Genomic DNA, 23,022 nt, shown 5'->3' on the forward strand with positions numbered 1-23,022 from the left:
GAAATTATCGGAATTCGAGGAGCTTATGGCGATTTTTCGGAAGAAAACCGACTCTTAAATGCCTCAGGATTGGTTTACAAAGCTCCCGCTACGCCGTATTGGGAATACAGTGTGGGGATTGGTAATATCTTTAAAGTGTTTCGAATTGATGCCTGTTGGCGCGGCAATTACCGCGATGTACCCGGAACTAGCAATTTTACCATCAAAGGAGAGTTTGGGTTCTATTTTTAAACAAACCTAATTTTCAGTCTAATTAACCGAGATCACTTCTTTTGATTTCGGTTTTTTTTTTGAATAATATGCGCTGTTAATTTGGCAATAAATTTGTGGTAAAAAAACACATCGTTTATTTTTTAGGTTAAATAAATTTCGGATTCATAAATACGTGTGTAGCCCTTTATTTTTGAGGAAAAGTGTTTGGTGAAAACCTATTTCAGGCTGTAAATTTGCCCCCTCTAAAAAGCTATAGAAATGACTGCAGATCATAAAAATACATTTGATGTTTTAATTGAAATCCCTAAAGGAAGTCGCAACAAATACGAGTACGATTTTGAGTTAAAGAAAATTCGCTACGACCGTATGTTGTTCTCCTCCATGATGTATCCCGCCGATTACGGATTTATTCCCGAAACCTTAGCCTTGGATGGCGATCCACTAGATGTATTGGTATTGGTTACCGAGCCTACCTTTCCTATGTGTGTCATGGAGGTAAAACCCATAGGTGTTTTCCACATGGCCGACGATAAAGGGCCCGACGAAAAAGTTATTTGTGTACCGGTTTCTGATCCCGTTTGGAACAAATTAAATGACTTAAGCGACGTAAATCCTCACATGCTTAAGGAAATCGAACATTTTTTTGAAGTCTATAAAGATTTGGAAAACAAAAAAGTGGATGTACACGGATGGGGGAATGTGACGGAAGCCCGAGAAATTATCAAACAATGTGTCGATCGTTTTGCGGCTATTGAAAATCGTCCCGAAGGATTGTTTAGTATCAAATAAAAATAGGAAAAAAGAGAGTTGTCATTAAGGTAGCTCTTTTTTTTGACCTAATAATAGCATAAATTAATGACGAATTAACGATTTGCTTACAAGTCTCTCGAAAATTTGAGATTCCAAAAAAAGAATATACCGCTTTTCTTGAAAATAAATAACAAAAAGGCAAAATTCATAATCTCAGAATTTATTTTTCTTTATTTTTGCTCGATTTCAAATTTAAAATTAACTAACTAACCAATTTTATGGAGAAAATGTATATCTATCTGCCCATTGCAATGGCAGTGTTAGGATTGCTGTTCATGGGGATTAAAGCCGCATGGATTAATAAGCAGGATGCGGGTGACGAACGAATGCAAGGAATTGCCAAAAGTATTCAAGAAGGTGCGATGGCCTTTCTAAAAGCAGAATACCGTATTTTGGCCATTTTCGTGGTAATTGCTTCTGGAGCCTTGTTTGCTGTGTCTCAAATTTCAGGAGTTTCGCATTGGATGATCGTGGTAGCGTTCATTTTTGGAGCTATCTTTTCAGCACTTGCTGGAAACATTGGGATGCGCATCGCAACAAAATCTAACGTACGTACCACTCAAGCCGCCAAAACAAGTTTGCCTCAGGCGTTGAAGGTTTCTTTTTCAGGAGGAACTGTAATGGGATTGGGAGTAGCTGGTCTAGCAGTACTTGGATTGAGCATTTTCTTTTTACTTTTCTTAAACCAATTCATGAGCACCGAAGGGAAATCGTTCTACGACAACATGTCTATGGTGTTGGAAACGCTTGCTGGGTTCTCTCTAGGCGCTGAATCGATTGCACTTTTCGCTCGTGTAGGGGGAGGGATTTATACAAAAGCAGCCGACGTAGGAGCAGACCTAGTAGGAAAAGTTGAAGCAGGAATTCCAGAAGACGATCCGCGTAACCCTGCAACAATCGCAGATAACGTGGGCGATAACGTGGGAGACGTAGCCGGTATGGGAGCCGATTTGTTTGGTTCGTATGTAGCTACTGTTTTGGCTTCCATGGTGTTAGGAAACTATATCATTAAAGATATGACAGAGGCCAATGGGACTCAATTTACCGATGCTTTCGGGAACATGGGACCTATCTTGTTGCCTCTAGCAATCGCAGGTATCGGAATTTTAGCCTCTATCATCGGAACATTTTTTGTAAAAATCAAAAATAACGAAGCCAAAGAAGCTGAAGTTCAAGGGGCTTTGAACTTAGGAAACTATATTTCTCTTGCTTTAACAGTTGTGGCCTGTTGGTTTTTGATCGGTGAAATGTTGCCTGAAAAAATTAGCATGAATTTTTTCGGCGAAGGCATGAAAGAAGTAGCTCGCATTAATGTATTTTATGCGACATTAGTAGGGTTAGCAGTAGGGTTATTAATCTCTGCGATTACGGAATACTTCACCGCTTTAGGTAAAAAACCCGTTTTAAATATTGTACAAAATTCGTCAACAGGTGCCGCGACCAACATTATTGCGGGTCTAGCCACGGGGATGAAATCTACATTTGGTTCGGTGATTCTTTTTGCTGCTGCCATTTGGGGAGCTTACTTCTTAGCCGGTTTCTACGGGGTGGCGATTGCAGCTTCAGCCATGATGGCTACTACAGCTATGCAGTTGGCCATCGATGCTTTCGGACCCATTGCAGACAATGCAGGAGGGGTAGCTGAGATGAGTGAATTACCTAAAGAAGTACGTCAACGTACCGACGTGTTAGACTCGGTAGGAAATACGACGGCAGCGGTAGGAAAAGGTTTTGCAATTGCTTCTGCTGCATTAACGGCTTTAGCGTTGTTTGCAGCCTATGTAACTTTTACAGGTATCGACGGGATTAACATTTTCAAAGCCGATGTTTTAGCAGCCTTGTTTATCGGAGGAATGATTCCCGTAGTTTTCTCTGCATTAGCGATGCAATCCGTTGGGAAAGCCGCTATGGATATGGTACAAGAAGTTCGTCGTCAATTCCGTGAAATTCCAGGTATTATGGAAGGAACAGGAAAACCAGAGTACGGTAAATGTGTGGATATTTCTACCAAAGCAGCTTTACGTGAAATGATGTTGCCCGGCGCAATCACCATCATTACTCCCATTATTTTGGGATTATTAATGGGACCTGAAGCGCTTGGAGGATATATGGCTGGTGTTTGTGTTTCTGGGGTGCTTTGGGCTATTTTCCAAAACAATGCCGGTGGCGCTTGGGACAATGCTAAAAAGTCTTTTGAAGCGGGAGTGGTGATCAACGGAGAAATGACCTACAAGGGTTCAGATGCGCACAAAGCTGCCGTAACAGGCGATACTGTGGGTGATCCATTCAAAGATACTTCTGGTCCATCGATGAACATTTTGATCAAATTAACGTGTTTAGTTGGTTTGGTTATCGCGCCAATTTTAAGTGATGGACATGCAACAACCGACAAAAAAGCTTGTGCATCCAAAGAAATGTGCGCCGATAAAGCTTCTTGTGCCGCGGCTTGCAAAGAACAAAATGCGACTATGGTTGAAAAATGTGACATGAGCAAATGTGCCACCATGACCAAAGAGGAATGTGCCAAAATGTGCGATTCGTTAGGGTGCTCTCCTGAAGAAAAAGAAAAATGTTTATCACATTACGATAAAGACGGAAAATTTATAGCTTCCAAAGACGCTGCTGGATGTTGCGCAGCGGGAGATAAAAAATAATCTGCACTACAAATCATAAGCCTCACTTCGGTGGGGCTTTTTTTTTATATTTACCTCAAACAAGTTAAGGAATGTATCGTAAGCTCTCTCTTTTTTTTCTACTATGTTCCACATGGATGTGGGCGCAACAAGAGTATCCCCTGATTCCCCAACCGCAATTTGTCGCGTTCCAAGAGGGTTTTTTTAGCATTGATGAAACAATTATCCTCACCGCTCCCCTAGAAATGGATGCCGAAGCTGAAGTTTTTATTAATGAAGTTCGCGCTCGAAAAAAAGCCGTTTACATTTCAAATAAAGCGGGAGTCGTTGAAAATGCCATTGTGGTTCAACTAGAGACAAGTATCGCGCCCGAAGCCTATGTTTTGGAAATTAATCCCAAAGTAGTTTTCTTGAAAGCAGGCGATTACACGGGAGTTCAATACGGTTTTCAAACGTTAACCCAATTGCTTCTCAGTGTTCCAAAAGATCAATTGAAGCTGCCTTGTGGGATCATTAAAGATGCTCCTCGATTCAAATGGCGCGGCATGCACCTTGATGTAAGTCGCCACTTTTTCCCCAAAGAAGCCATTTTTAAATACATCGATTACCTCGCGGCATACAAGTACAATACGTTTCATTGGCATCTTACCGACGATCAAGGTTGGCGTATCGAAATTAAAAAGTATACGAAACTCACTGAAGTTGGCGCCTGGCGTAACGGTTCGATGGTAGGGCATTACAACGATCAAAAATTTGATGCCGAACGTTACGGCGGCTTTTATACCGAAGCCGATATACGTGATGTCGTGGATTATGCGCGGATCCGACATATTACGATTGTTCCCGAAATTGAAATGCCGGGTCACGCACGAGCGGCATTGGCGGCTTATCCCCAGTTTTCCTGTACTGGCGGGCCGTTTGAAGTGGCCAAAGAATGGGGCGTTTTGGACGATGTATTTTGTCCCAAAGAAGAAACCTTCGCTTTTTTACAAGAGGTGCTTACTGAAGTGATGGCCTTATTTCCGGGGCAATACATCCACATTGGGGGCGATGAATGTCCCAAAACCCGCTGGAAGGCCTGTTCCCGTTGCCAAAAGCGCATGAAGGATAATAACCTGAAAGACGAGCATGAATTGCAAAGTTATTTTATCCAACGCATTGAAAAATTTGTCAATAGTAAAGGCAAAAAAATCATCGGTTGGGATGAAATTCTCGAAGGTGGATTGGCACCCAATGCCGCCGTAATGAGTTGGCGCGGTACGGAAGGCGGAATCGCAGCGGCACAACAAAAACATCAAGTGGTGATGACGCCGGGATCACATTGTTATTTTGATCATTATCAGGGGGAACCCAAAAACGAACCCCTAGCGATTGGTGGCTATACGCCATTGGAAAAAGTATACAGCTATCAACCCATTCCTAGCGAACTCACTTCGGAAGAAGCTACATATATTCTCGGGGCACAAGCCAATGTTTGGACCGAATACATCCCTACTTTTGAACAGGTTGAATACATGATTTTTCCCCGAATGACTGCACTTTCCGAAGTGTTATGGGGAACGGCAAATCCCAATAACTATTCTAATTTTTTTAACCGTGTGACCCAACATTTTAAAGATTGGGAAGCCAAAAAAATCAACTTTAGCAAAGCTGTTTTCGAAATTACCGCTGAGGTCATGCCAAATCCCGGGGGCGAAAATGGCGTAATGTATGTATTGAAATCCAACCAAAATCCAGCGAATATTCATTATACATTGGATGGGAGTCAGCCCACTGCGCAATCACCCACTTTTTCTTCCGTGTTAACAATACAACAATCGCAAACGGTAAAAGCGGTCTATTTTGAAAATGAAACGCAAAAAAGTGCGCTTTCCGAGCAAGCGTTTACGATTCATAAAGCCACCAGTTGTTTGGTCAATTTTCAGAATCAACCCGATAAACGCTACAATACAGGTGGTGCATTTGCTTTGGTCAATGGGGTCAAAGGCGATCCCCAAAAATTTGGCCGCGATTGGTTGGGATTCTATGGTAACGATTTGGTCGCTCTGATTGATTTAGGGAAAAAACAATCCATTTCACATCTTAATTTGGGGACACTCGAAAGTCCGTCAAGTTGGATTTATTTCCCCAAAGAAGTCATCTTTGAAGTGTCTACCGATGGAATACGTTTCGAAAAAGTAGCTTCTTTCTCCCCATCCGAAATCCAAAAAGCCAAAGGAACTATCGATTGGAAAGGGAAAAAAGTAAAAGCCCAATTCGTAAAAGTAACAGCTAAAAATAATGGTATAATTCAAGAAGGCATGCCCGGCGCTGGAAACGGTTCGTGGCTGTTTGTTGATGAATTAATCGTAGAATAATATGGAAAATACCCGTCGTAAATTTTTAAAATCAGCTGCCATCGGAACCGTAGGGTTGTCACTCACTTCTTGGACCTCAAAAGCCGTCGAATTGGGAGATGTTTCTTCACTCGTAGGGACAAAACCAATCGTCTTGTCAACGTGGAATTTCGGGTTGCAAGCCAATGAAGCAGCTTGGTCAATTTTATCCAAAAAGGGCCGTGCTCTCGATGCGGTGGAAGCTGGTGTGCGTATTCCCGAAGGCGACCCCAACGAGCGCAGTGTGGGCTACGGCGGACGTCCTGATCGCGATGGCAAAGTCACCCTTGACGCTTGTATCATGGATGAATTATCCAATATTGGTTCGGTAGCCTGTCTCGAACATATCAAGCACCCCATTTCCGTGGCACGTGCGGTCATGGAAAAAACGCCCCATGTGATGTTGGTCGGGCTAGGGGCCTTGGATTTTGCCTTGTCGCAAGGATTTAAAAAGGAGAATTTATTGGTAGAAGCTTCCGAAAAAGAATGGAAAGAATGGCTGAAAACGAGTCAATACCAACCCAAAGTCAATATCGAAAACCACGATACCATTGGTATGATCGCTCTTGATACGGCCGGAAATCTGTCGGGCGCCTGCACTACGAGCGGTATGGCCTATAAAATGCACGGTAGAGTAGGTGATTCGCCGATTATTGGAGCTGGACTCTATGTTGACAACGAAATAGGCGCTGCCACTGCTACCGGACAAGGTGAAGAAGTAATTCGTATTGCCGGGTGTCATTTGGTGGTTGAACTTATGCGCCAAGGGAAGTCGCCGCAACAAGCTTGTGAAGAAGCGGTGATGCGCATCGTGAAACTGACCCAAAACCGCAAAAAGAATCTCAAAGATATTCAAGTAGGATTCATTGCCCTTGATAAACAAGGAAATTATGGTTCCTATTGCGTGCAAGGGGGATTCAATTATGCCGTGCACGATGCTACAGGCAACCGTTTGATTGACGCAAGTTATTATTTAAAATGATCCAACTCGAAATCGCTTGTTTTAATCCCGAGTCTGCAATTATCGCAGCCCAAGCCGGTGCCGATCGAATTGAATTGTGTGCCGGAATAGATGTTGGGGGAACCACTCCTGATTTTAATACCACACAAAAAGTCTTAATCCAAGTGCCCATTCCTGTCTTTGTAATGGTGCGTCCACGGGGAGGTGATTTTGTCTATACGGATGAAGAATTTCAGACGATGAAAGCCAGTATTGCCGCATTCAAAAAGCTGCAGGTGCATGGTATGGTTTTCGGAATATTAGAGGAAGACGACACGTTGGATGAAGCGCGCAACCGACTATTAGTTGCACTCGCACATCCTATTCCGTGTACGTTTCATCGAGCTTTTGATCGCGTGAAGCATTGGGAAATCGCCCTAGAACAAATTATCGATTGTGGCTTTTCAACGGTACTCACTTCAGGAACAAAAGCCAATGTATTAGAAGGTTTATACGAACTGCAAGCGATGCAACAACATGCGGGAGATCGAATTACAATTATGCCGGGTGGCGGATTACGTTCGTCTAATGTTCGTCAAATTGTACACACTACAGGGGTGCATTTTGTACATTCTTCTGCAATTACCGATGAAGGAACCTTAGCTAATCCCGAAGAAATTATAGCCTTAAAAAAAGAGTCCAATGCGTAAAAAGTGGTTATTTTTTCTTTTTTGGTCGTTCGGACTCACCGCTCAAGTGGTTGAGAAAGACTTACGTAATTTGTCATGGACCGTACATCAGTTGGAAAAAAATGAGAAACTAAAAGCCACAGTTCCCGGGACTATTCATACCGATTTACTAGCCAATCAGCGTATTCCGGACCCCTTTTTACAATCCAATGAAAATGAGGTACAGTGGATTGAAAACGAAGATTGGGTCTATGAAACGACATTTACGCTGACCCCAAAAGAGCTTCAAAATGCCCATATCGAACTTGTATTTGAAGGCTTGGATACGTTCGCGAGTGTCTTTCTGAATGGGCAATCCCTTCTAGAGGCGAATAATATGTTTCGCACTTGGCGCGTCGACATCAAGCCTTTCGCGAAAGCGCAAAATCAATTGAAAATTCTATTTAAGTCCGCAGTAGCGCAAACCAATAGGTTAGCCCAAAAGTTACCGTACCCATTGCCCGATGATAACCGTGTTTTTGCCCGTAAAGCGCCCTATCAATTTGGTTGGGACTGGGGGCCACGCTTAGTAACGTGCGGCATTTGGAAGCCCGTTAAATTGCAGTTTTGGAATGATGTGCGTATCCAACAGGTGTTTCATGAACAAGTTGCCGTTACTCCCGAAAAAGCCGAAATTAAGGTAAAGGTTGCTTTGGAAAGCACTGTTTCTACGACGCTCGATTTTTTAATCAACAACCAAATGCACCGTGTCGCAGTGAAAAAGGGAACAACCCTACTCGATTTCCCCTTGACGATTACAAATCCCAAGTTATGGTGGTGTAACGGATTGGGAGCGCCGCATTTGTATACCCTATCCGTAATACTTCAAGAGCAAGGAAAACATATTGAGCAACGGGAACTAAAGATAGGTATTCGAACGCTCGAACTGGTCCAAGAGGCCGATGCCCAAGGCAAGAGTTTTTATTTCAAACTGAATGGAAAACCCGTTTTTATGAAGGGTTCGAATGTCATTCCGCCCGATAGTTTTGTGCCGCGTACGACTCCCGCACAATGGGTAGCCTTGGTGGAGAACGCCCGACTTTCCCATCAAAATATGCTCCGCGTTTGGGGTGGTGGTGTGTATGCCGATGATGCGTTTTATGCCGCTTGTGATGAAAAAGGAATTTTGGTTTGGCAGGACTTTATGTTTGCTTGTGCCATGTATCCTGGGGATGAAGCTTATTTACAATCGGTTGAACAGGAAGTTGAAGATCAGGTCAAACGCTTGCAAAATCATCCCTCTATTGCTTTATGGTGTGGTAATAACGAAAGCGATGAAGGCTGGCACAATTGGGGTTGGCAAAAAAAATACAAGTATACGGCTCAAGATTCTACCCGCATTTGGAACGACTACGAGCAGTTGTTTCATAAACGTATTCCAAATACTTTAAAGCGATTACTACCATCGAATGAAAACCGCTATTGGCCGTCTTCTCCCTCCATCGGTTGGGGTCGAAAAGAAAGTCTAAGCCAAGGCGATTCCCATTATTGGGGTGTGTGGTGGGGAAAAGAACCTTTTGAAAAATACAGGGAAAAAGTAGGGCGATTCATGAGCGAATACGGGTTTCAAGCCATGCCATCCCTACAAACATTACATTATTTGTCTGATGGCGAACCCTTGTCGTTAACCTCAAAAGCCGTTCGACACCATCAAAAACACCCTACGGGGTATGCTACTATTGATGAATACATGCAACGCGACTTTTGGGTGCCTGCTGATGTTGAAAAATACCAGTATGTTTCTCAACTATTGCAAGCTCGAGGAATGAAAATCGCGATCGAAGCCCATCGATTGGCCAAACCCTATTGTATGGGCAGTCTCTATTGGCAATTGAATGATTGTTGGCCGGTAACTTCTTGGAGTTCCATAGATTATCTCGGTCAATGGAAGGCATCCCATTATCAAATTAAAGAAAGTTTTGCTCCTATATTTTTAGCGGTGACACAAAATGAAACAGGCATTTCAATTCATGGGCATACGGATATTTTGGAGGAAAATGCAGGAATCCTAACGGTACGATTGATCGATTTTTCGGGGGTAGAACTATGGAGTGCTTCCAAAGAATGTGTGTTGGAAGTTGAAAAAAACACTGCGCTAATGCCGATTCCGTTTATGGCTTTCCCTGAATTTGTAAAGGAAAAATCGGTTTTATACATAGAGTTCACCAGCAATCATAAAAAAACTGTGGCCTACCATTATTTTGTAAAACCAAAGGAATTGCGACTTGAAAAACCAACGATTAACGTAAAAATTGTAGGCGAAACATTGATGGAAGTCTACTCAAATACCCTCGCAAAAAATGTATTTCTACAAGCAGACGGTCATTCTTTTGGCGACAATTTTTTTGATGTAATTCCTGGGATTCCGAGAATTATCAAAACCGATCGACCAACCGATACGGTGAAAATAATCTCATTATTTGATACAATTCCCTAGCAAGCGAGCTGGGCTATAGCTTAAAACAATCCGTTGATTTCAGCATCAATTCGGTTGATAATTGTTCCCAAATCTTCAGGATTATTGACAAAATCAATATGATCGACATCAATCACCAGTAATTTACCTTTGTCATAGGTATGAATCCACGCTTCATAACGTTCGTTTAGGCGACTTAAATAATCAATTGAAATGGTATTTTCATAATCGCGACCTCGCATGTGGATTTGCTTCACCAAATTGGGTATAGAACTTCGAAGGTAAATTAGTAAATCGGGCGCTTTAACTAAAGCTTCCATGAGTTCAAATAGGGAACTGTAGTTTTCAAAATCACGATTCGTCATCAATCCCATCGCATGTAAGTTGGGGGCGAAAATATGGGCATCCTCATAAATCGTTCGGTCTTGAATAATCTTTTTCCCGCTTTCGCGAATTTGTAAAATTTGGCGAAAACGACTATTCAAAAAGTAAATCTGAAGATTAAACGACCAGCGCTCCATTTGATGGTAAAAATCATCCAAATAGGGATTGTCAACAACGTCTTCATAATGGGGTTCCCACTTGTAATGTTTCGCCAAAAACCGAGTTAAAGTGGTTTTTCCGGCGCCAATATTTCCTGCGACTGCGATGTGCATTAGGGTACGGTGATTTTATAATTTGTAATTCCTTCTGCGGTAAAAATAGATAAAATTTGGTCGTTACACGAAAAATTTTTGACCGATTTCTCAACAATTTCAAAGCTGGATTTTTTTCCTGTAAGCCTATTCATTAGCGTCCATGTTTCATGGTTGTATAGCAACACGACGTTCTCATTCACAAAGTAATACATGCCTTCGGGGAGTTGGCCGTAATCGCTTATGTGGCCATAAATGGTTATTGATTTCCAACGGTTTTGTGCATCAATCCAAGTTAAGCTATTGAAGGCACATTGGTAATATTTCCAACTTCCAGGGACAGGGTTTCCAATGGGACTAAATGAGCCCGTGGTTAGGTGGTACATCCCAATTTGTTGCATCACAGCATCGTACCCCCATAAGCGATTTTGATTGGCCATTCCTACGGCTGTAATCATAATGGGTGTTGGAATAGTTGAAAACTCGACGACTTGAATTTCATTTAAAAAATTATCCAACACTACCACCGCATTGAAATTTTCGTAAAACAAAATGGGACGCAACGGTTGTGTGATATCTACACTTTTTAATTTGCCAAAGGGAAGATTTTGGTATTGCATAACACCCGATTCATGGTGTTTAAACAACACATTGTTTTTGCTGTAAAAATAGTTCCCCAACCCGTCAAACCCCCAAAAAGCATCGGCCTGAATAGCAAGATGAGAGCGCTTTTCGGGCTGCTGCGTTTCAAGTTGTGCCTCCCCCCAAAAAGGGAGCGCAAGACAGAATAATAGGAGCCAGCGTAACTTCATACAGCTAAGATACTTTAAACCTTTGGATTATTTAAAAGGTCTAAAATGCAATTTAACATAATATTGGTAACTTTTTGGCTTAAGCCTCGTCATATTTGTTAACCAAAAAAATAATTTTATCTAATATGAAAAATACAATCTTTCTCGGATTAGCTTTGTGCTTTTCTTCTTTGACATTGGCCCAAAAGGATTTTCAAGGCATGGCCGTGTATGAATCCAAAACAAGTACCGCCGATTTTAAGTCCCGTTTTGAAGGCAACAAAGACATGACGCCTGAAATGCAAAAAATGATTGAAGAACGCATGAAAAAAATGTTTGAGAAAACATTCGTGCTTCAATTTGATAAGCAAGCCTCTATATATAAAGAAGAAGAAAAATTGGATGCTCCCGGTCAAAATGGCGGCGGTTTCCGAATGATGAGCTCGTTTATGGGCGGCGGCGGAACCTACTACAAAAATGTGAAAGACCAAATGTATACCGTCGATAAGGAATTTATGGGCAAGGAGTTTTTAGTAAAAGATACATTGACCCACTACAAATGGCAAATGACCGGTGAGACCAAGCAAATAGGGGGCTACAACTGTTTTAAAGCGACCTGTGTTATCCCAGCAAGCAAAACCGATTTCCGCAATTTCCGACCCAAAAAGAAGGAAGAAACGGCAGCTGAACCCAAGAAAGAAGAGGGAACTACTGAGGCGAAAGCTGAGGCAACCACGGAGAAAAAACAAACCCGTACCAATTTTATGGAAGATTTTGATTTGCCCAAAGACATCACAATCACTGCATGGTATACGCCTGAAATTCCTATTAATCAAGGACCTGAAGGGTATTGGGGACTTCCCGGGTTGATTTTGGAAGTCAACGATGGCAAGACGATTATTTTGTGTTCCAAAATTGTATTAAATCCGAAAGATAAGGCCGAAATCAAAGCACCTACCAACGGGAAAGAGGTCAAACAAAAAGAGTACGACGATATTGTACTGAAAAAAATGGAGGAGTTTCGTGAAATGAATGGCGGTCCCGGTGGCGGTCGACGAATGGAAATGCGTTTCTCTCGTTAATCCATTTTTTCATGAAAAAAATTAGCTTTTTTTTGGCACTGTTGAGTTCGTTATTCACAGTGGCTCAGAGTATTCGTGTGGAGGGAACCGTGACCGAATCAGGTAAAACACCTCTGGAAATGGCCAACATTATGGCCGTAAATCAAGAGACCAAAGGAGTCGATTCGTATGCCATAACCAATGATAAAGGAAAGTTTGCGCTAACCCTCAAAGCCAATGCTACTTATGTATTGAAGTTGAGTTATATCGGGATGCAAAATAAGGAAATTACCTTACAAACCAAATCGGAGAACCTTACGCAAAATATTGCTATGGAGCCTGGAGGGATTCAGTTGGATGGCGTCGAGATTATCAAAGAAATGCCCGTTTCGATCAAAGGCGATACCATCATGTATAACGCCGATTCGTTTAAAAACGGGACCGAGCGTAAGTTGGAAGATGTGTTGAAAAAACTCCCCGGCGTGGAGGTCAATGCCGATGGAGAAGTTGAAGTTGAAGGGAAAAAAGTTTCCAAATTGATGGTCGAAGGGAAAGATTTCTTTGACGGCGATACTAAGTTGGGGGTCAAAAACATTCCCGCCGATGCCATTGATAAGATTCAAGTGCTCCGCAATTACAATGAAAATTCGATCCTCAAAGGTGTTGAAAACAACCAAGATAATATTGCGATGAATATCAAACTCAAAGAAGGGAAAAAGAACTTCTGGTTTGGGGATGTGACTGCGGCGGGTGGTTATCAACCGGAAGCCCAGTTTGACCGCTACAATGTCAATCCGAAGTTGTTTTATTACAATCCCAAATACAGCATTAACGTCATTACCAACATCAATAATATTGGAGAATTACCGCTCACGATTCAAGATTATTTTAAAATTACTGGGGGTTTTCGCAATATGATGTCCAAAGGCGGGAGCAATTTCAATGTGAGCTCCAACGATTTGGGACTTTCCTTATTGCGAAACAATCGTGCGAAGAATATCGACACGCAATTTGGTGCTGTTAATTTTTCTTATAATCCATCGAAGTCATGGACGTTGAGTGGGTTTGGAATTTATTCCGGTTCCAAAACCGAATTGGAAACGCAAACCGTAACCACCAATTTTGCCAACAATACTATTGCCAATACCATTGACCGAACACGTCAAAACAGCCGTTTCGGATTGATGAAAGGAAGTGCGAGTTATAAACCGAGTACCACCTTACAGTTGGATTATGACATTCTTGTCAAAAAATCAGACCAATTGGAAAATGGAAATTTGTTCCGAAACATTATTTCAGGAAGTAGTGTTTTTGACGAAACAATCTTGACCAACAAAGATCAACAGCCGATTTCAGTCAATCAAAATTTAGCCCTTTACCATACGCCTTCTGAAAAACATGTGATTGCGTTTGAAGCCCAACATTTGTACCAAAACGAAGATCCTTTTTATAATGCCAATCTAGCGTTGCAACCTTTTCAGTTGAATGGATATATCACGCAAAATCGCAATGATTACAATCAATCGCGCTTGATTAAAACACACAAAGTCGATGCTAAATTGGATTATTATTACATGGTGACACCCAAAGCCAATTTGAATCTTACCTTAGGGAATACCTACTCCAAACAGCGATTTAATTCCTCGATTTTTCAGCTTTTGGACAACGGTACTCAAAACAATTTGACGGCTCCTGAAAATAACAACGATGTTTCCTATGATTTTAATGATGTGTTTTTAGGCGTTCATTACAAAATTTTATACAAAAAATTCACTTTCAATCCGGGGGTCAGTGTCCATTACTATCATTTGAATAACGTGCAGTTAGGGTCAAGTTTTAAACAAAGTTTTACCCGCGTTTTACCTGATTTCTATGCGATGTATCAAATCAAGAAATCGGAAACCTTGACCTATAATTTTGCCATAACCAATGATTTTGCCGATGTAACACGGTTGGCTCAAGGGTTTATCATTAACAATTTTGCCAGTTTGTCAAGTGGAAATCGACGGTTGGAAAATGCTATCGCCCAAACGCACTCCCTTCGTTATTTCAAGTACAATATGTTTAATTTTGAAAACATCAATGCGTCCGTTTCCTACACCCGACGGATGGATGCGATCAAATCGCAGACGGAGTTTGTTGGGGTAAACCAAATTTCTTCGCCCTTCAACAATACCAATTTTGTGGATGAGACACTCAACGGTTTTGGCCAATACGGACGTTCATTTTTAAAATATTACAAAGCTTCGTTGTCTACCAATGTCAATTGGTCTAAATTCTATAACTTTTTAGGAGGTGAAAGCGCCTTGTCGCGAAGCATCAATCAAAACCATACCGTTCGTATATCTACCAATTTTAAAAATGTACCTAACTTAGAGTTGGGGTATACATATTCAATCAGTGAGTTTGAAAACCCACGCGGGATAACCAAATTCTTTACCGACAAACCCTTCGCACGCTTAGAATATTTCTTCTTAGACGGATTTTCGTTTGTGTCTGAATATGAGTTTTACCATTATTACAATAGTGACAAAAGCGTCGATAACGAATACGATTTTCTTTCGGCGAGTTTCAGCTATCAGAAAAAAGGAAGCAAATGGGAATACCGTATTTCAGGAACCAACTTATTAAATACAAAGGCTTTGAACGACAACTCGTTTGACCAGTTCCGAATCACAGACTCCCAGTTTTTTGTGCAACCCCGATACGTTATGTTGACGTTGCGCTACAATTTATAAACAAAAAACCTGACTCGCGAAAGTCAGGTTTTTTTATGCTCTAAGTAAATGACTATAAGTTAAAAGCCGCTTTTACTTTTTCTACGTGATCTAATTTTTCCCAAGTAAACAATTCAACTTCTACGGTTTTGGTTTGCCCGTCTGGTGATTTGAAGGTCTTGGTTACTACTTCTGGGGTACGTCCCATGTGACCATAAGCCGCTGTTTCACTGTAAATCGGATTACGTAATTTCAAACGTTGTTCAATGTAATATGGACGCATGTCGAAAATCGTTTCCACAATTTTGCTAATATTTCCATCTTTTAGGTCAACTTTAGCAGTGCCATAGGTGTTTACATTAATTGAAGTAGGCTTGGCCACCCCAATTGCATACGACACTTGTACCAAAACTTCGTCACACAAACCAGCGGCTACCAAGTTTTTCGCAATATGACGCGTAGCATATGCTGCTGAACGGTCTACTTTACTTGGGTCTTTTCCTGAGAAAGCACCACCACCATGAGCGCCTTTTCCGCCATAGGTATCCACGATGATTTTACGTCCCGTTAATCCAGTATCTCCGTGTGGTCCACCGATTACGAATTTTCCAGTAGGGTTGATGTGATACGTGATATCGTCGTTAAATAAGTGGGCGTATTGCGGATATTTCGCTTTCACACGTGGAATCAAGATTTCGATCATATCTTTCTTGATTTTTGCCAACATCGCTTCTTCTTGATCAAAGTCGTCGTGTTGCGTCGAAATCACAATCGCGTCAATACGTTGCGGTTTGTTATCGTCTGAATATTCTAACGTTACTTGCGACTTAGCATCTGGACGTAAATAGGTGATTTCATTGTTTTCGCGACGTAAATTCGCCAATTCAATCAATAAGGCATGCGACAAATCCAACGCCAACGGCATGTAATTGTTGGTTTCATTGGTAGCATAGCCAAACATCATTCCTTGGTCACCCGCACCTTGCTCTTCTTTGGTGGCTCGGTCTACTCCTTGGTTAATGTCTGCCGATTGTTCGTGAATAGCAGATAAAACCCCACATGAATTGGCTTCAAACATGTATTCGCTTTTGGTGTACCCAATTTTCTTGATCACATCACGTGCAATTTGCTGCACATCCAAATAGGTGTTGGACTTCACCTCACCCGCCAAAATTACTTGTCCTGTGGTAACCAACGTTTCACAAGCTACTTTGGAATCAGCATCAAATGCCAAAAAGTTGTCAATTAACGCGTCAGAAATCTGATCCGCCACTTTGTCTGGGTGTCCTTCACTTACCGACTCAGAAGTAAATAAATAAGCCATAATTAAACCTTTAAAATTTTTGTTTTAAATGATAAGAGGGAAAAAAGGGTGGTGCAACAACTAAAGAAGAATTACTGCTTTAGCATTTTTTTACGAGGTTGCAATCAGAACAAATTTCTCCTCTTCTATTTTTCGGTTGCAAATTTATGAAAATCAATTCCAATAAATCCAAATATAACTTTAAATTTTTCGCAAACGTTTGCGCTTTTTTTCAAACAATTATTTTGAAATGAGGTTTTTCTTGTCTTACATTTGCATTGTTCTTAAAAATAATGGCGTTATCACGAAAGCGGGAGGGAATAGACCCTACGAACGCTTAGCAACCCCTCAAACTCGAGGAAGGTGCTACATTCTATTCTGATGAATTTCAGAAAAAGATAACTTAGGAGAATCCTCTCTTTCCTGATAACGCCCCAAAAGACCTGTTATCAGTATGCAAACATCCATTTATGAAATCTTAAAACAGCGAATCCTTGTGCTCGATGGCGCCATGGGGACTATGTTGCAACGCAATCAGTTTGAAGAAGCTGACTTTCGTGGCGATCGCTTTAAAGATTTTCCCCATCCTTTAAAGGGGAATAATGACCTGTTATCGATTACCCAACCTGAAGCGGTGAAAGCCGTGCATCGTGCTTATTTTGAAGCGGGTGCCGATATTGTGGAAACCAATACCTTTTCGGGAACCACGATTGGGATGGCCGATTACCACATGGAAGATTTGGTGTACGAACTCAACTACCAATCCGCCAAAATTGCCCGTGAAGTCGCCGATGAGTTTACCGACAAACCCCGTTTTGTAGCCGGTTCAATCGGACCGACCAACCGTACCGCCAGTATGAGTCCGGATGTCAACGATCCAGGCTATCGCGCCGTAACTTTTGACGATTTGCGTATTGCTTACCGCCAACAAGTGGAAGCGCTTATCGATGGGGGAGCCGACTTACTTTTGGTCGAAACGATATTTGATACGCTGAACGCGAAAGCCGCCTTATTTGCTATCGAAGAAGTAAAAGAAGAACGCCAATCCGATATTCCCGTTATGGTTTCTGGAACGATTACCGATGCTTCTGGGCGAACCCTATCCGGGCAAACGGTGGAAGCGTTTCTGATTTCAATTGCGCATATACCCTTGTTGAGTGTAGGCTTCAATTGCGCACTGGGTGCCGATCAGTTGAAACCGTATTTAAAACGTTTGGGGCAACATACCCAGCTCAATATTTCGGCGCATCCTAATGCTGGTTTGCCCAATGCTTTTGGTCAATACGATCAAACACCCAAAGAAATGCAAGCCTTAATTCGCGAGTATTTGAATGAAAATTTAGTGAACATCATCGGCGGCTGTTGCGGGACTACCCCCGAGCATATTCGTGCGCTTGCTACTGTAGCTGCCGAATTTAAGCCGAGAACCCAAATAGTTGTCGGTTGATGGTTGTCGGTTGTCGGTTCACGTTTGAAAAAAAGCAAATTAAGTTTATGAGTAAAGATTATACAGATTTGGAAGTTTGGCAAGAAAGCAGAAAACTAACAAATCAGATTTATGGATTAACGAAAACATTTCCAAAAGAGGAACAGTTTGGATTAGTCAATCAAATCAGACGAGCTGTAGTATCTGTAACTTCAAATATTGCTGAGGGCTGTGGCAGACAATCTGCAAAGGATACAATCAATTTTTTGCATATCTCAAGAGGTTCGTTGTATGAAGTTGAAGCGCAGTGTTATGTTGCTCTAGATCAGCAATACATCTCTGAAGAACAATTTCAAACGGTTTTAAATCATATTCAAATTTGCAAGCGTTTGCTAAACGGCTTTATTAATTATTATAAAAAACTATTATGAGTAAAGTTGTATTGCCAACAACCGACAACCAAACAATATTCAAGTTTGCGAGCGATTGCTTAACGACTTCATTAATTATTTCCCAAAAATATCATGAGTAAGGAGATACCGACAACCGACAACTGACAACCAAACAATATTCAAGTTTGCGAGCGATTGCTTTACGACTTCATTAATTATTTCCCAAAAATATCATGAGTAAGGAGATACCGACAACCGACAACCGACAACCGACAACCCAATACTTACGGCTATCCGGTCTAGAACCACTAATTATCACTCCAGAAACCAACTTTGTTAACGTAGGGGAACGGACCAATGTGACAGGTTCCCGCAAGTTTTTGCGTTTGATTAAAGAAGGGAATTACGAAGCGGCCGTAGATATTGCCCGCGCCCAAGTGGAAGGCGGTGCGCAAATCATCGACGTCAACATGGATGAAGGAATGCTTGATGGGGTTGAAGCCATGACCAAATTCCTGAATTTGATTGCCGCCGAACCCGATATTGCTCGTGTACCCGTGATGATCGACAGTTCGAAGTGGGAAATCATTGAAGCCGGACTCAAAGTCATTCAAGGAAAAGGCGTTGTGAACTCGATTTCTTTGAAAGAAGGGGAAGCGGCTTTTATCCATCATGCCAAGTTGATTAAGCGCTACGGTGCTGCCTTGATTGTCATGGCTTTTGATGAGGTGGGTCAAGCAGATACCTACGAGCGCCGAATTGAAATTTGCCAACGTAGTTACGATATCTTGGTGAATCAAGTTGGTTTTCCTGCTACTGATATCATTTTTGATCCCAATATTTTTCCTGTCGCTACCGGTATGGAGGAACACCGCCGCAATGCGTTGGATTTCTTTTTAGCGACAAAATGGATTCGTGAAAATTTACCCTATGCCCATGTTTCGGGCGGGGTGAGTAACGTGTCGTTTTCGTTCCGGGGGAATGACAAAGTGCGTGAAGCCATGCACTCGGCATTTCTATACCATGCCATCCAACACGGTATGACGATGGGGATTGTGAATCCGGAAATGCTGGAGATTTATGACGAAATTGACCAGGATTTACTCACCTATGTAGAAGATGTCTTGCTCGATCGCCGTGATGATGCGACCGAACGCTTATTGGACTATGCCGAAAACTTAAAATCGGATATTAAAACTACCGATAAGGTTGTTCAAGAATGGCGCAACGGTTCGGTACAAGAACGCCTTACGCATTCCCTAGTGAAAGGATTGGACGAATTTATTGAACAGGATGTGGAAGAAGCTCGTCAATTGGTTGATAAACCCATTCAAGTTATCGAACAACACTTGATGAACGGAATGAATGTAGTTGGCGATTTGTTTGGTTCAGGAAAAATGTTCTTGCCGCAAGTGGTGAAATCGGCTCGGGTCATGAAAAAAGCTGTGGCCTATTTGTTGCCATTTATTGAAGCCAGCAAGCGCCCTCCAGCCCCCAAAGGGGGAGTTAAACCCGTTCAATATTGGGAGACTGCAAATCCAGGGATGTATGGTTTGTTAAAGAATTATGCCAAAGAAATGCGGTTTAATCCAACCCAAGCTGAGGAAGTTCTATGGAATGAGTTGACTAGTAAAAAGTTAGAGGGATACAAGTTTCGACGTCAACATATTATTGGACAGTATATCGCAGATTTTATTTGTTTGCGTGAAAATCTGATTATTGAAGTTGATGGGTTGATTCATCAATTGCCTGAAAACCTAGAGAGCGATGCAGAGCGTACAGATTGGTTACGAAGTGAAGGCTATCAGGTACTACGATTCACGAATGATGAAGTTATCCATGAAACTGAAAAAGTACTGACTAAAATTTTAGCAGTTTTGAAAGCTCCCCCTTCGGGAGCGGCGGGGGCTGGAAAGGTGCTCATGGCTACTGTAAAAGGCGACGTACACGATATTGGAAAAAACATCGTATCGGTGGTGTTGGCCTGTAATAACTTTGAAATTATCGACTTGGGGGTGATGGTACCGCCTGAGAAAATTATACAAACCGCTGTCGCTGAAAATGTAGACATCATTGGATTGAGCGGTTTGATTACGCCGTCTTTGGACGAAATGGTGTATCTCGCCAAAGAGATGGAACGCTTGAATATTTCCATCCCGATTATGATTGGAGGCGCAACGACTTCGCGCGCACATACTGCGGTGAAGATTGCCCCCGAATACACTGGAAGTGTGGTGCATGTCAACGATGCCTCGCGTGCCGTAACGGTAGCGAGTAATTTGTTGCAGCCCGAAAATAAAGCAACCTATGCCGAACAAATTCGGGAGGAATACGATCAATTGCGCGAAGGGTATTTGAACCGCAGTCGCGAAAAGGAATTCTTGCGTCTCAGTGAAGCCCGTGCCAATAAATTGCGTTTGGATTGGTCCCAATACCAACCGGCACAGCCCAATTTTGTTGGGGTACAAGAAGTGAAGGTGACTTTAGCAGAATTGGTGCCGTTTATCGACTGGACGCCGTTCTTCCATTCGTGGCAGTTGTTTGGGAAATATCCTGCGATATTGAAGGATGATGTTGTGGGCGAACAAGCGCAACAGTTGTTTGACGATGCCCAAAAAATGTTGGCGCAAATCGTTAATGAAAACTGGTTTACCGCCAAAGGATTGGTTGGTATTTTTCCAGCAAATACCGTTAACGATGATGATATTGAAGTGCTACCAACAACCGACAACCTGCAACCGACAACTTTCCTCACCCTGCGTCAGCAGTCAAAGAAAAATGTAGGAGCTCCGAATATCGCGTTGGCCGACTTTATCGCACCCAAAGAAACGGGCGTGCAAGATTACATCGGGTGTTTTTGTGTGACGACGGGTTTTGGGGTTGATGAAAAAGCAGCCGTGTTTGAACAGGATTTGGACGATTACCAGGCGATTATGGTCAAAGCCTTGGGCGACCGATTGGCGGAGGCATTTGCTGAATATCTCCACTTGAAGGTACGAAAAGAAATTTGGGGCTATGCCAGCGATGAGCAGTTGGATAACCCAGCCTTGATTGCCGAAGATTATAAGGGCATCCGACCCGCACCGGGCTATCCCGCTTGTCCCGACCATTTGGAAAAACCGACGATTTGGAAACTTTTGCAAGTAGAAGAACGCATTGGAGTAACCTTGACCGAAAGTATGGCGATGTGGCCGGCAGCCTCGGTATCGGGCTACTATTTTGCCCATCCAGAAAGCAAGTATTTCGGATTGGGGAAAATTAAAGCCGATCAGGTCGAGGATTATGCGCAACGTCGTGGCGTTACGGTGGAGGTGGCGCACAAATGGCTGGCGCCGAATGTGGCGGATTAGCCCCCCAGCCCCCGAGCCCCCGCCAGCCCCCAAAGGGGGAGTTTAGACTTTAGATTAAAATTGTTTAGTGCAGGGAGTGCGCGAGGGGTAGAAGCAAGGTGCCGTGCACCGCGGATAACCCGACCCCGTTGCTCCCTACGAAATAAAAGCAGGCTGTTCCTCAACGGGGACGCGCCCAAAAAATAAAAACTTGAAACAAGTAGTTTAGAATAAACCCATTTAAAATTCAAAATTTATAATTTAAAATAAATGAAGGTAACCCAACATATCGAAAATGCTAAAGGAAAGCCGTTGTTTTCTTTTGAGATTTTACCGCCGTTGAAAGGGCAGAATATCCAGTCGATTTTTGACGGGATTGATCCGTTGATGGAATTTCAACCGCCTTTTATTGACGTGACGTATCACCGTGAGGAATACGAATTTAAGGAGTTGGAGAATGGTTTGTTGCAAAAGAAAATCGTGAAAAAGCGCCCGGGCACAGTAGGTATTTGTGCCGCGATTCAAGGGAAATACAACGTGGATGCGATTCCGCATGTCTTGTGTGGGGGCTTTTCCAAAGAAGATACCGAGAATTTGTTGATCGACTTGGATTTCCTCGGGATTGACAATGTGGTGGCGCTGCGGGGGGATGCCTTGAAAACGGAAACCTATTTCAAACCTGAGAAAGATGGGAACAATTATGCCTCGGAACTGGTGGAGCAAATCAGCAACTTGAACCGCGGGATTTATTTGGACGAAGACTTGAAAAACACGGCCAAAACCAATTTCTGTATCGGTGTGGCGGGCTATCCTGAAAAGCACATGGAAGCGCCGAGTTTGGACTCAGACATCCATTTTTTGAAGCAAAAAATTAAGAATGGCGCCGATTATATCATCACGCAAATGTTTTTTGACAACCAAAAGTTTTTTGATTTTGTCGATAAATGTCGGAAAGCAGGTATTGAGGTGCCGATTATTCCCGGACTCAAACCAATCGCGACAAAGAAGCAGTTGAACTTGATTCCGCACCGCTTTAGTCTGGAATTGCCCGACAGTTTGATTATGGAGGTGGTACGTGCCAAAGACAACGATGCGGTGAAGCAAATTGGGATTGAATGGTGCATTCAACAAAGTAAAGAACTTTTGGCGGCGGGCGTTCCCGTGTTGCACTACTATTCGATGGGGAAAGCCGACAATATTAAGGCGATTGCTCAAGAGGTGTTTTAATTGTTATTAACTAACCTTTATATTCG

Annotated in this window: 16 protein-coding genes and 1 riboswitch; of the genes, 13 read left to right on the forward strand and 3 right to left on the reverse strand. The window is 42.4% G+C overall.

The features are described 5' to 3' along the window. The 7 genes from ABWO12_RS08140 to ABWO12_RS08170 form a co-directional block, all read left to right on the forward strand. A partial coding sequence (locus ABWO12_RS08140; protein ID WP_353088281.1) for a hypothetical protein occupies nucleotides 1-231 on the forward strand: 231 nt, incomplete at its 5' end. Between the two features lie 240 nt (nucleotides 232-471). Continuing rightward, nucleotides 472-1,002: an inorganic diphosphatase gene (locus ABWO12_RS08145; protein WP_353088282.1), complete on the forward strand. Its 531-nt coding sequence runs from the start codon at nucleotides 472-474 to the stop codon at nucleotides 1,000-1,002. Between the two features lie 239 nt (nucleotides 1,003-1,241). After that, nucleotides 1,242-3,677: a sodium-translocating pyrophosphatase gene (locus tag ABWO12_RS08150; protein WP_353088284.1), complete on the forward strand. Its 2,436-nt coding sequence runs from the start codon at nucleotides 1,242-1,244 to the stop codon at nucleotides 3,675-3,677. 71 nt (nucleotides 3,678-3,748) lie between these two features. Continuing rightward, entirely contained in the window at nucleotides 3,749-6,013 is a 2,265-nt protein-coding gene (locus tag ABWO12_RS08155) for a glycoside hydrolase family 20 protein (protein WP_353088286.1), read from the forward strand. Nucleotide 6,014: 1 nt separating this feature from the next. Next, nucleotides 6,015-7,013 carry an isoaspartyl peptidase/L-asparaginase family protein gene (locus tag ABWO12_RS08160; RefSeq protein WP_353088288.1) on the forward strand — a complete coding sequence of 333 codons (999 nt, stop codon included), beginning with the start codon at nucleotides 6,015-6,017 and terminating at the stop codon, nucleotides 7,011-7,013. Then, nucleotides 7,010-7,681: a copper homeostasis protein CutC gene (locus tag ABWO12_RS08165; RefSeq protein ID WP_353088289.1), complete on the forward strand. Its 672-nt coding sequence runs from the start codon at nucleotides 7,010-7,012 to the stop codon at nucleotides 7,679-7,681. The genes ABWO12_RS08160 and ABWO12_RS08165 overlap by 4 nt, the downstream gene beginning before the upstream one ends. Continuing rightward, nucleotides 7,674-10,136 carry a glycoside hydrolase family 2 protein gene (locus ABWO12_RS08170; protein ID WP_353088290.1) on the forward strand — a complete coding sequence of 821 codons (2,463 nt, stop codon included), beginning with the start codon at nucleotides 7,674-7,676 and terminating at the stop codon, nucleotides 10,134-10,136. The genes ABWO12_RS08165 and ABWO12_RS08170 overlap by 8 nt, the downstream gene beginning before the upstream one ends. A 20-nt stretch (nucleotides 10,137-10,156) precedes the next feature. On the opposite strand, the gene ABWO12_RS08175 is transcribed toward ABWO12_RS08170, so the two are convergent. Continuing rightward, a complete protein-coding gene (locus tag ABWO12_RS08175) occupies nucleotides 10,157-10,771 on the reverse strand; it encodes a deoxynucleoside kinase (RefSeq protein WP_073361517.1) in 615 nt (204 codons plus the stop codon). After that, nucleotides 10,771-11,562 carry a hypothetical protein gene (locus tag ABWO12_RS08180; RefSeq protein ID WP_353088293.1) on the reverse strand — a complete coding sequence of 264 codons (792 nt, stop codon included), beginning with the start codon at nucleotides 11,560-11,562 and terminating at the stop codon, nucleotides 10,771-10,773. Before ABWO12_RS08180 ends, ABWO12_RS08175 begins: the two co-directional genes overlap by 1 nt. A 125-nt stretch (nucleotides 11,563-11,687) precedes the next feature. Between ABWO12_RS08180 and ABWO12_RS08185 the strand changes: the two genes are divergently transcribed. Both ABWO12_RS08185 and ABWO12_RS08190 read left to right on the forward strand, forming a co-directional pair. Then, entirely contained in the window at nucleotides 11,688-12,623 is a 936-nt protein-coding gene (locus ABWO12_RS08185) for a GLPGLI family protein (RefSeq protein ID WP_353088295.1), read from the forward strand. Between the two features lie 11 nt (nucleotides 12,624-12,634). Continuing rightward, nucleotides 12,635-15,340: a carboxypeptidase-like regulatory domain-containing protein gene (locus tag ABWO12_RS08190; protein WP_353088296.1), complete on the forward strand. Its 2,706-nt coding sequence runs from the start codon at nucleotides 12,635-12,637 to the stop codon at nucleotides 15,338-15,340. Nucleotides 15,341-15,392: 52 nt separating this feature from the next. On the opposite strand, the gene metK is transcribed toward ABWO12_RS08190, so the two are convergent. Continuing rightward, complete coding sequence (gene metK, locus ABWO12_RS08195) at nucleotides 15,393-16,643, reverse strand: methionine adenosyltransferase (protein WP_353088298.1); 1,251 nt, start codon at nucleotides 16,641-16,643, stop codon at nucleotides 15,393-15,395. A gap of 275 nt (nucleotides 16,644-16,918) precedes the next feature. Continuing rightward, a riboswitch (SAM riboswitch) is annotated at nucleotides 16,919-17,027 on the forward strand. Nucleotides 17,028-17,076: 49 nt separating this feature from the next. Here metK and ABWO12_RS08200 point away from each other — a divergent pair. The 4 genes from ABWO12_RS08200 to metF all read left to right on the forward strand — a co-directional run bounded on the left by ABWO12_RS08200 (nucleotide 17,077) and on the right by metF (nucleotide 22,996). Continuing rightward, nucleotides 17,077-18,069 carry a homocysteine S-methyltransferase family protein gene (locus tag ABWO12_RS08200; RefSeq protein WP_353088300.1) on the forward strand — a complete coding sequence of 331 codons (993 nt, stop codon included), beginning with the start codon at nucleotides 17,077-17,079 and terminating at the stop codon, nucleotides 18,067-18,069. Between the two features lie 47 nt (nucleotides 18,070-18,116). Then, a complete protein-coding gene (locus ABWO12_RS08205) occupies nucleotides 18,117-18,479 on the forward strand; it encodes a four helix bundle protein (protein ID WP_353088301.1) in 363 nt (120 codons plus the stop codon). Between the two features lie 194 nt (nucleotides 18,480-18,673). Continuing rightward, nucleotides 18,674-21,790 carry a vitamin B12 dependent-methionine synthase activation domain-containing protein gene (locus tag ABWO12_RS08210; RefSeq protein WP_353088303.1) on the forward strand — a complete coding sequence of 1,039 codons (3,117 nt, stop codon included), beginning with the start codon at nucleotides 18,674-18,676 and terminating at the stop codon, nucleotides 21,788-21,790. A gap of 249 nt (nucleotides 21,791-22,039) precedes the next feature. After that, nucleotides 22,040-22,996, forward strand: a complete 957-nt coding sequence (gene metF / locus ABWO12_RS08215; protein WP_353088304.1) for a methylenetetrahydrofolate reductase [NAD(P)H] — start codon at nucleotides 22,040-22,042, stop codon at nucleotides 22,994-22,996. Nucleotides 22,997-23,022: the final 26 nt, after the last annotated feature.

Origin of the sequence: Flavobacterium sp., assembly GCF_040379285.1 — a bacterium.
GTDB lineage: Bacteria > Bacteroidota > Bacteroidia > Flavobacteriales > Flavobacteriaceae > Flavobacterium.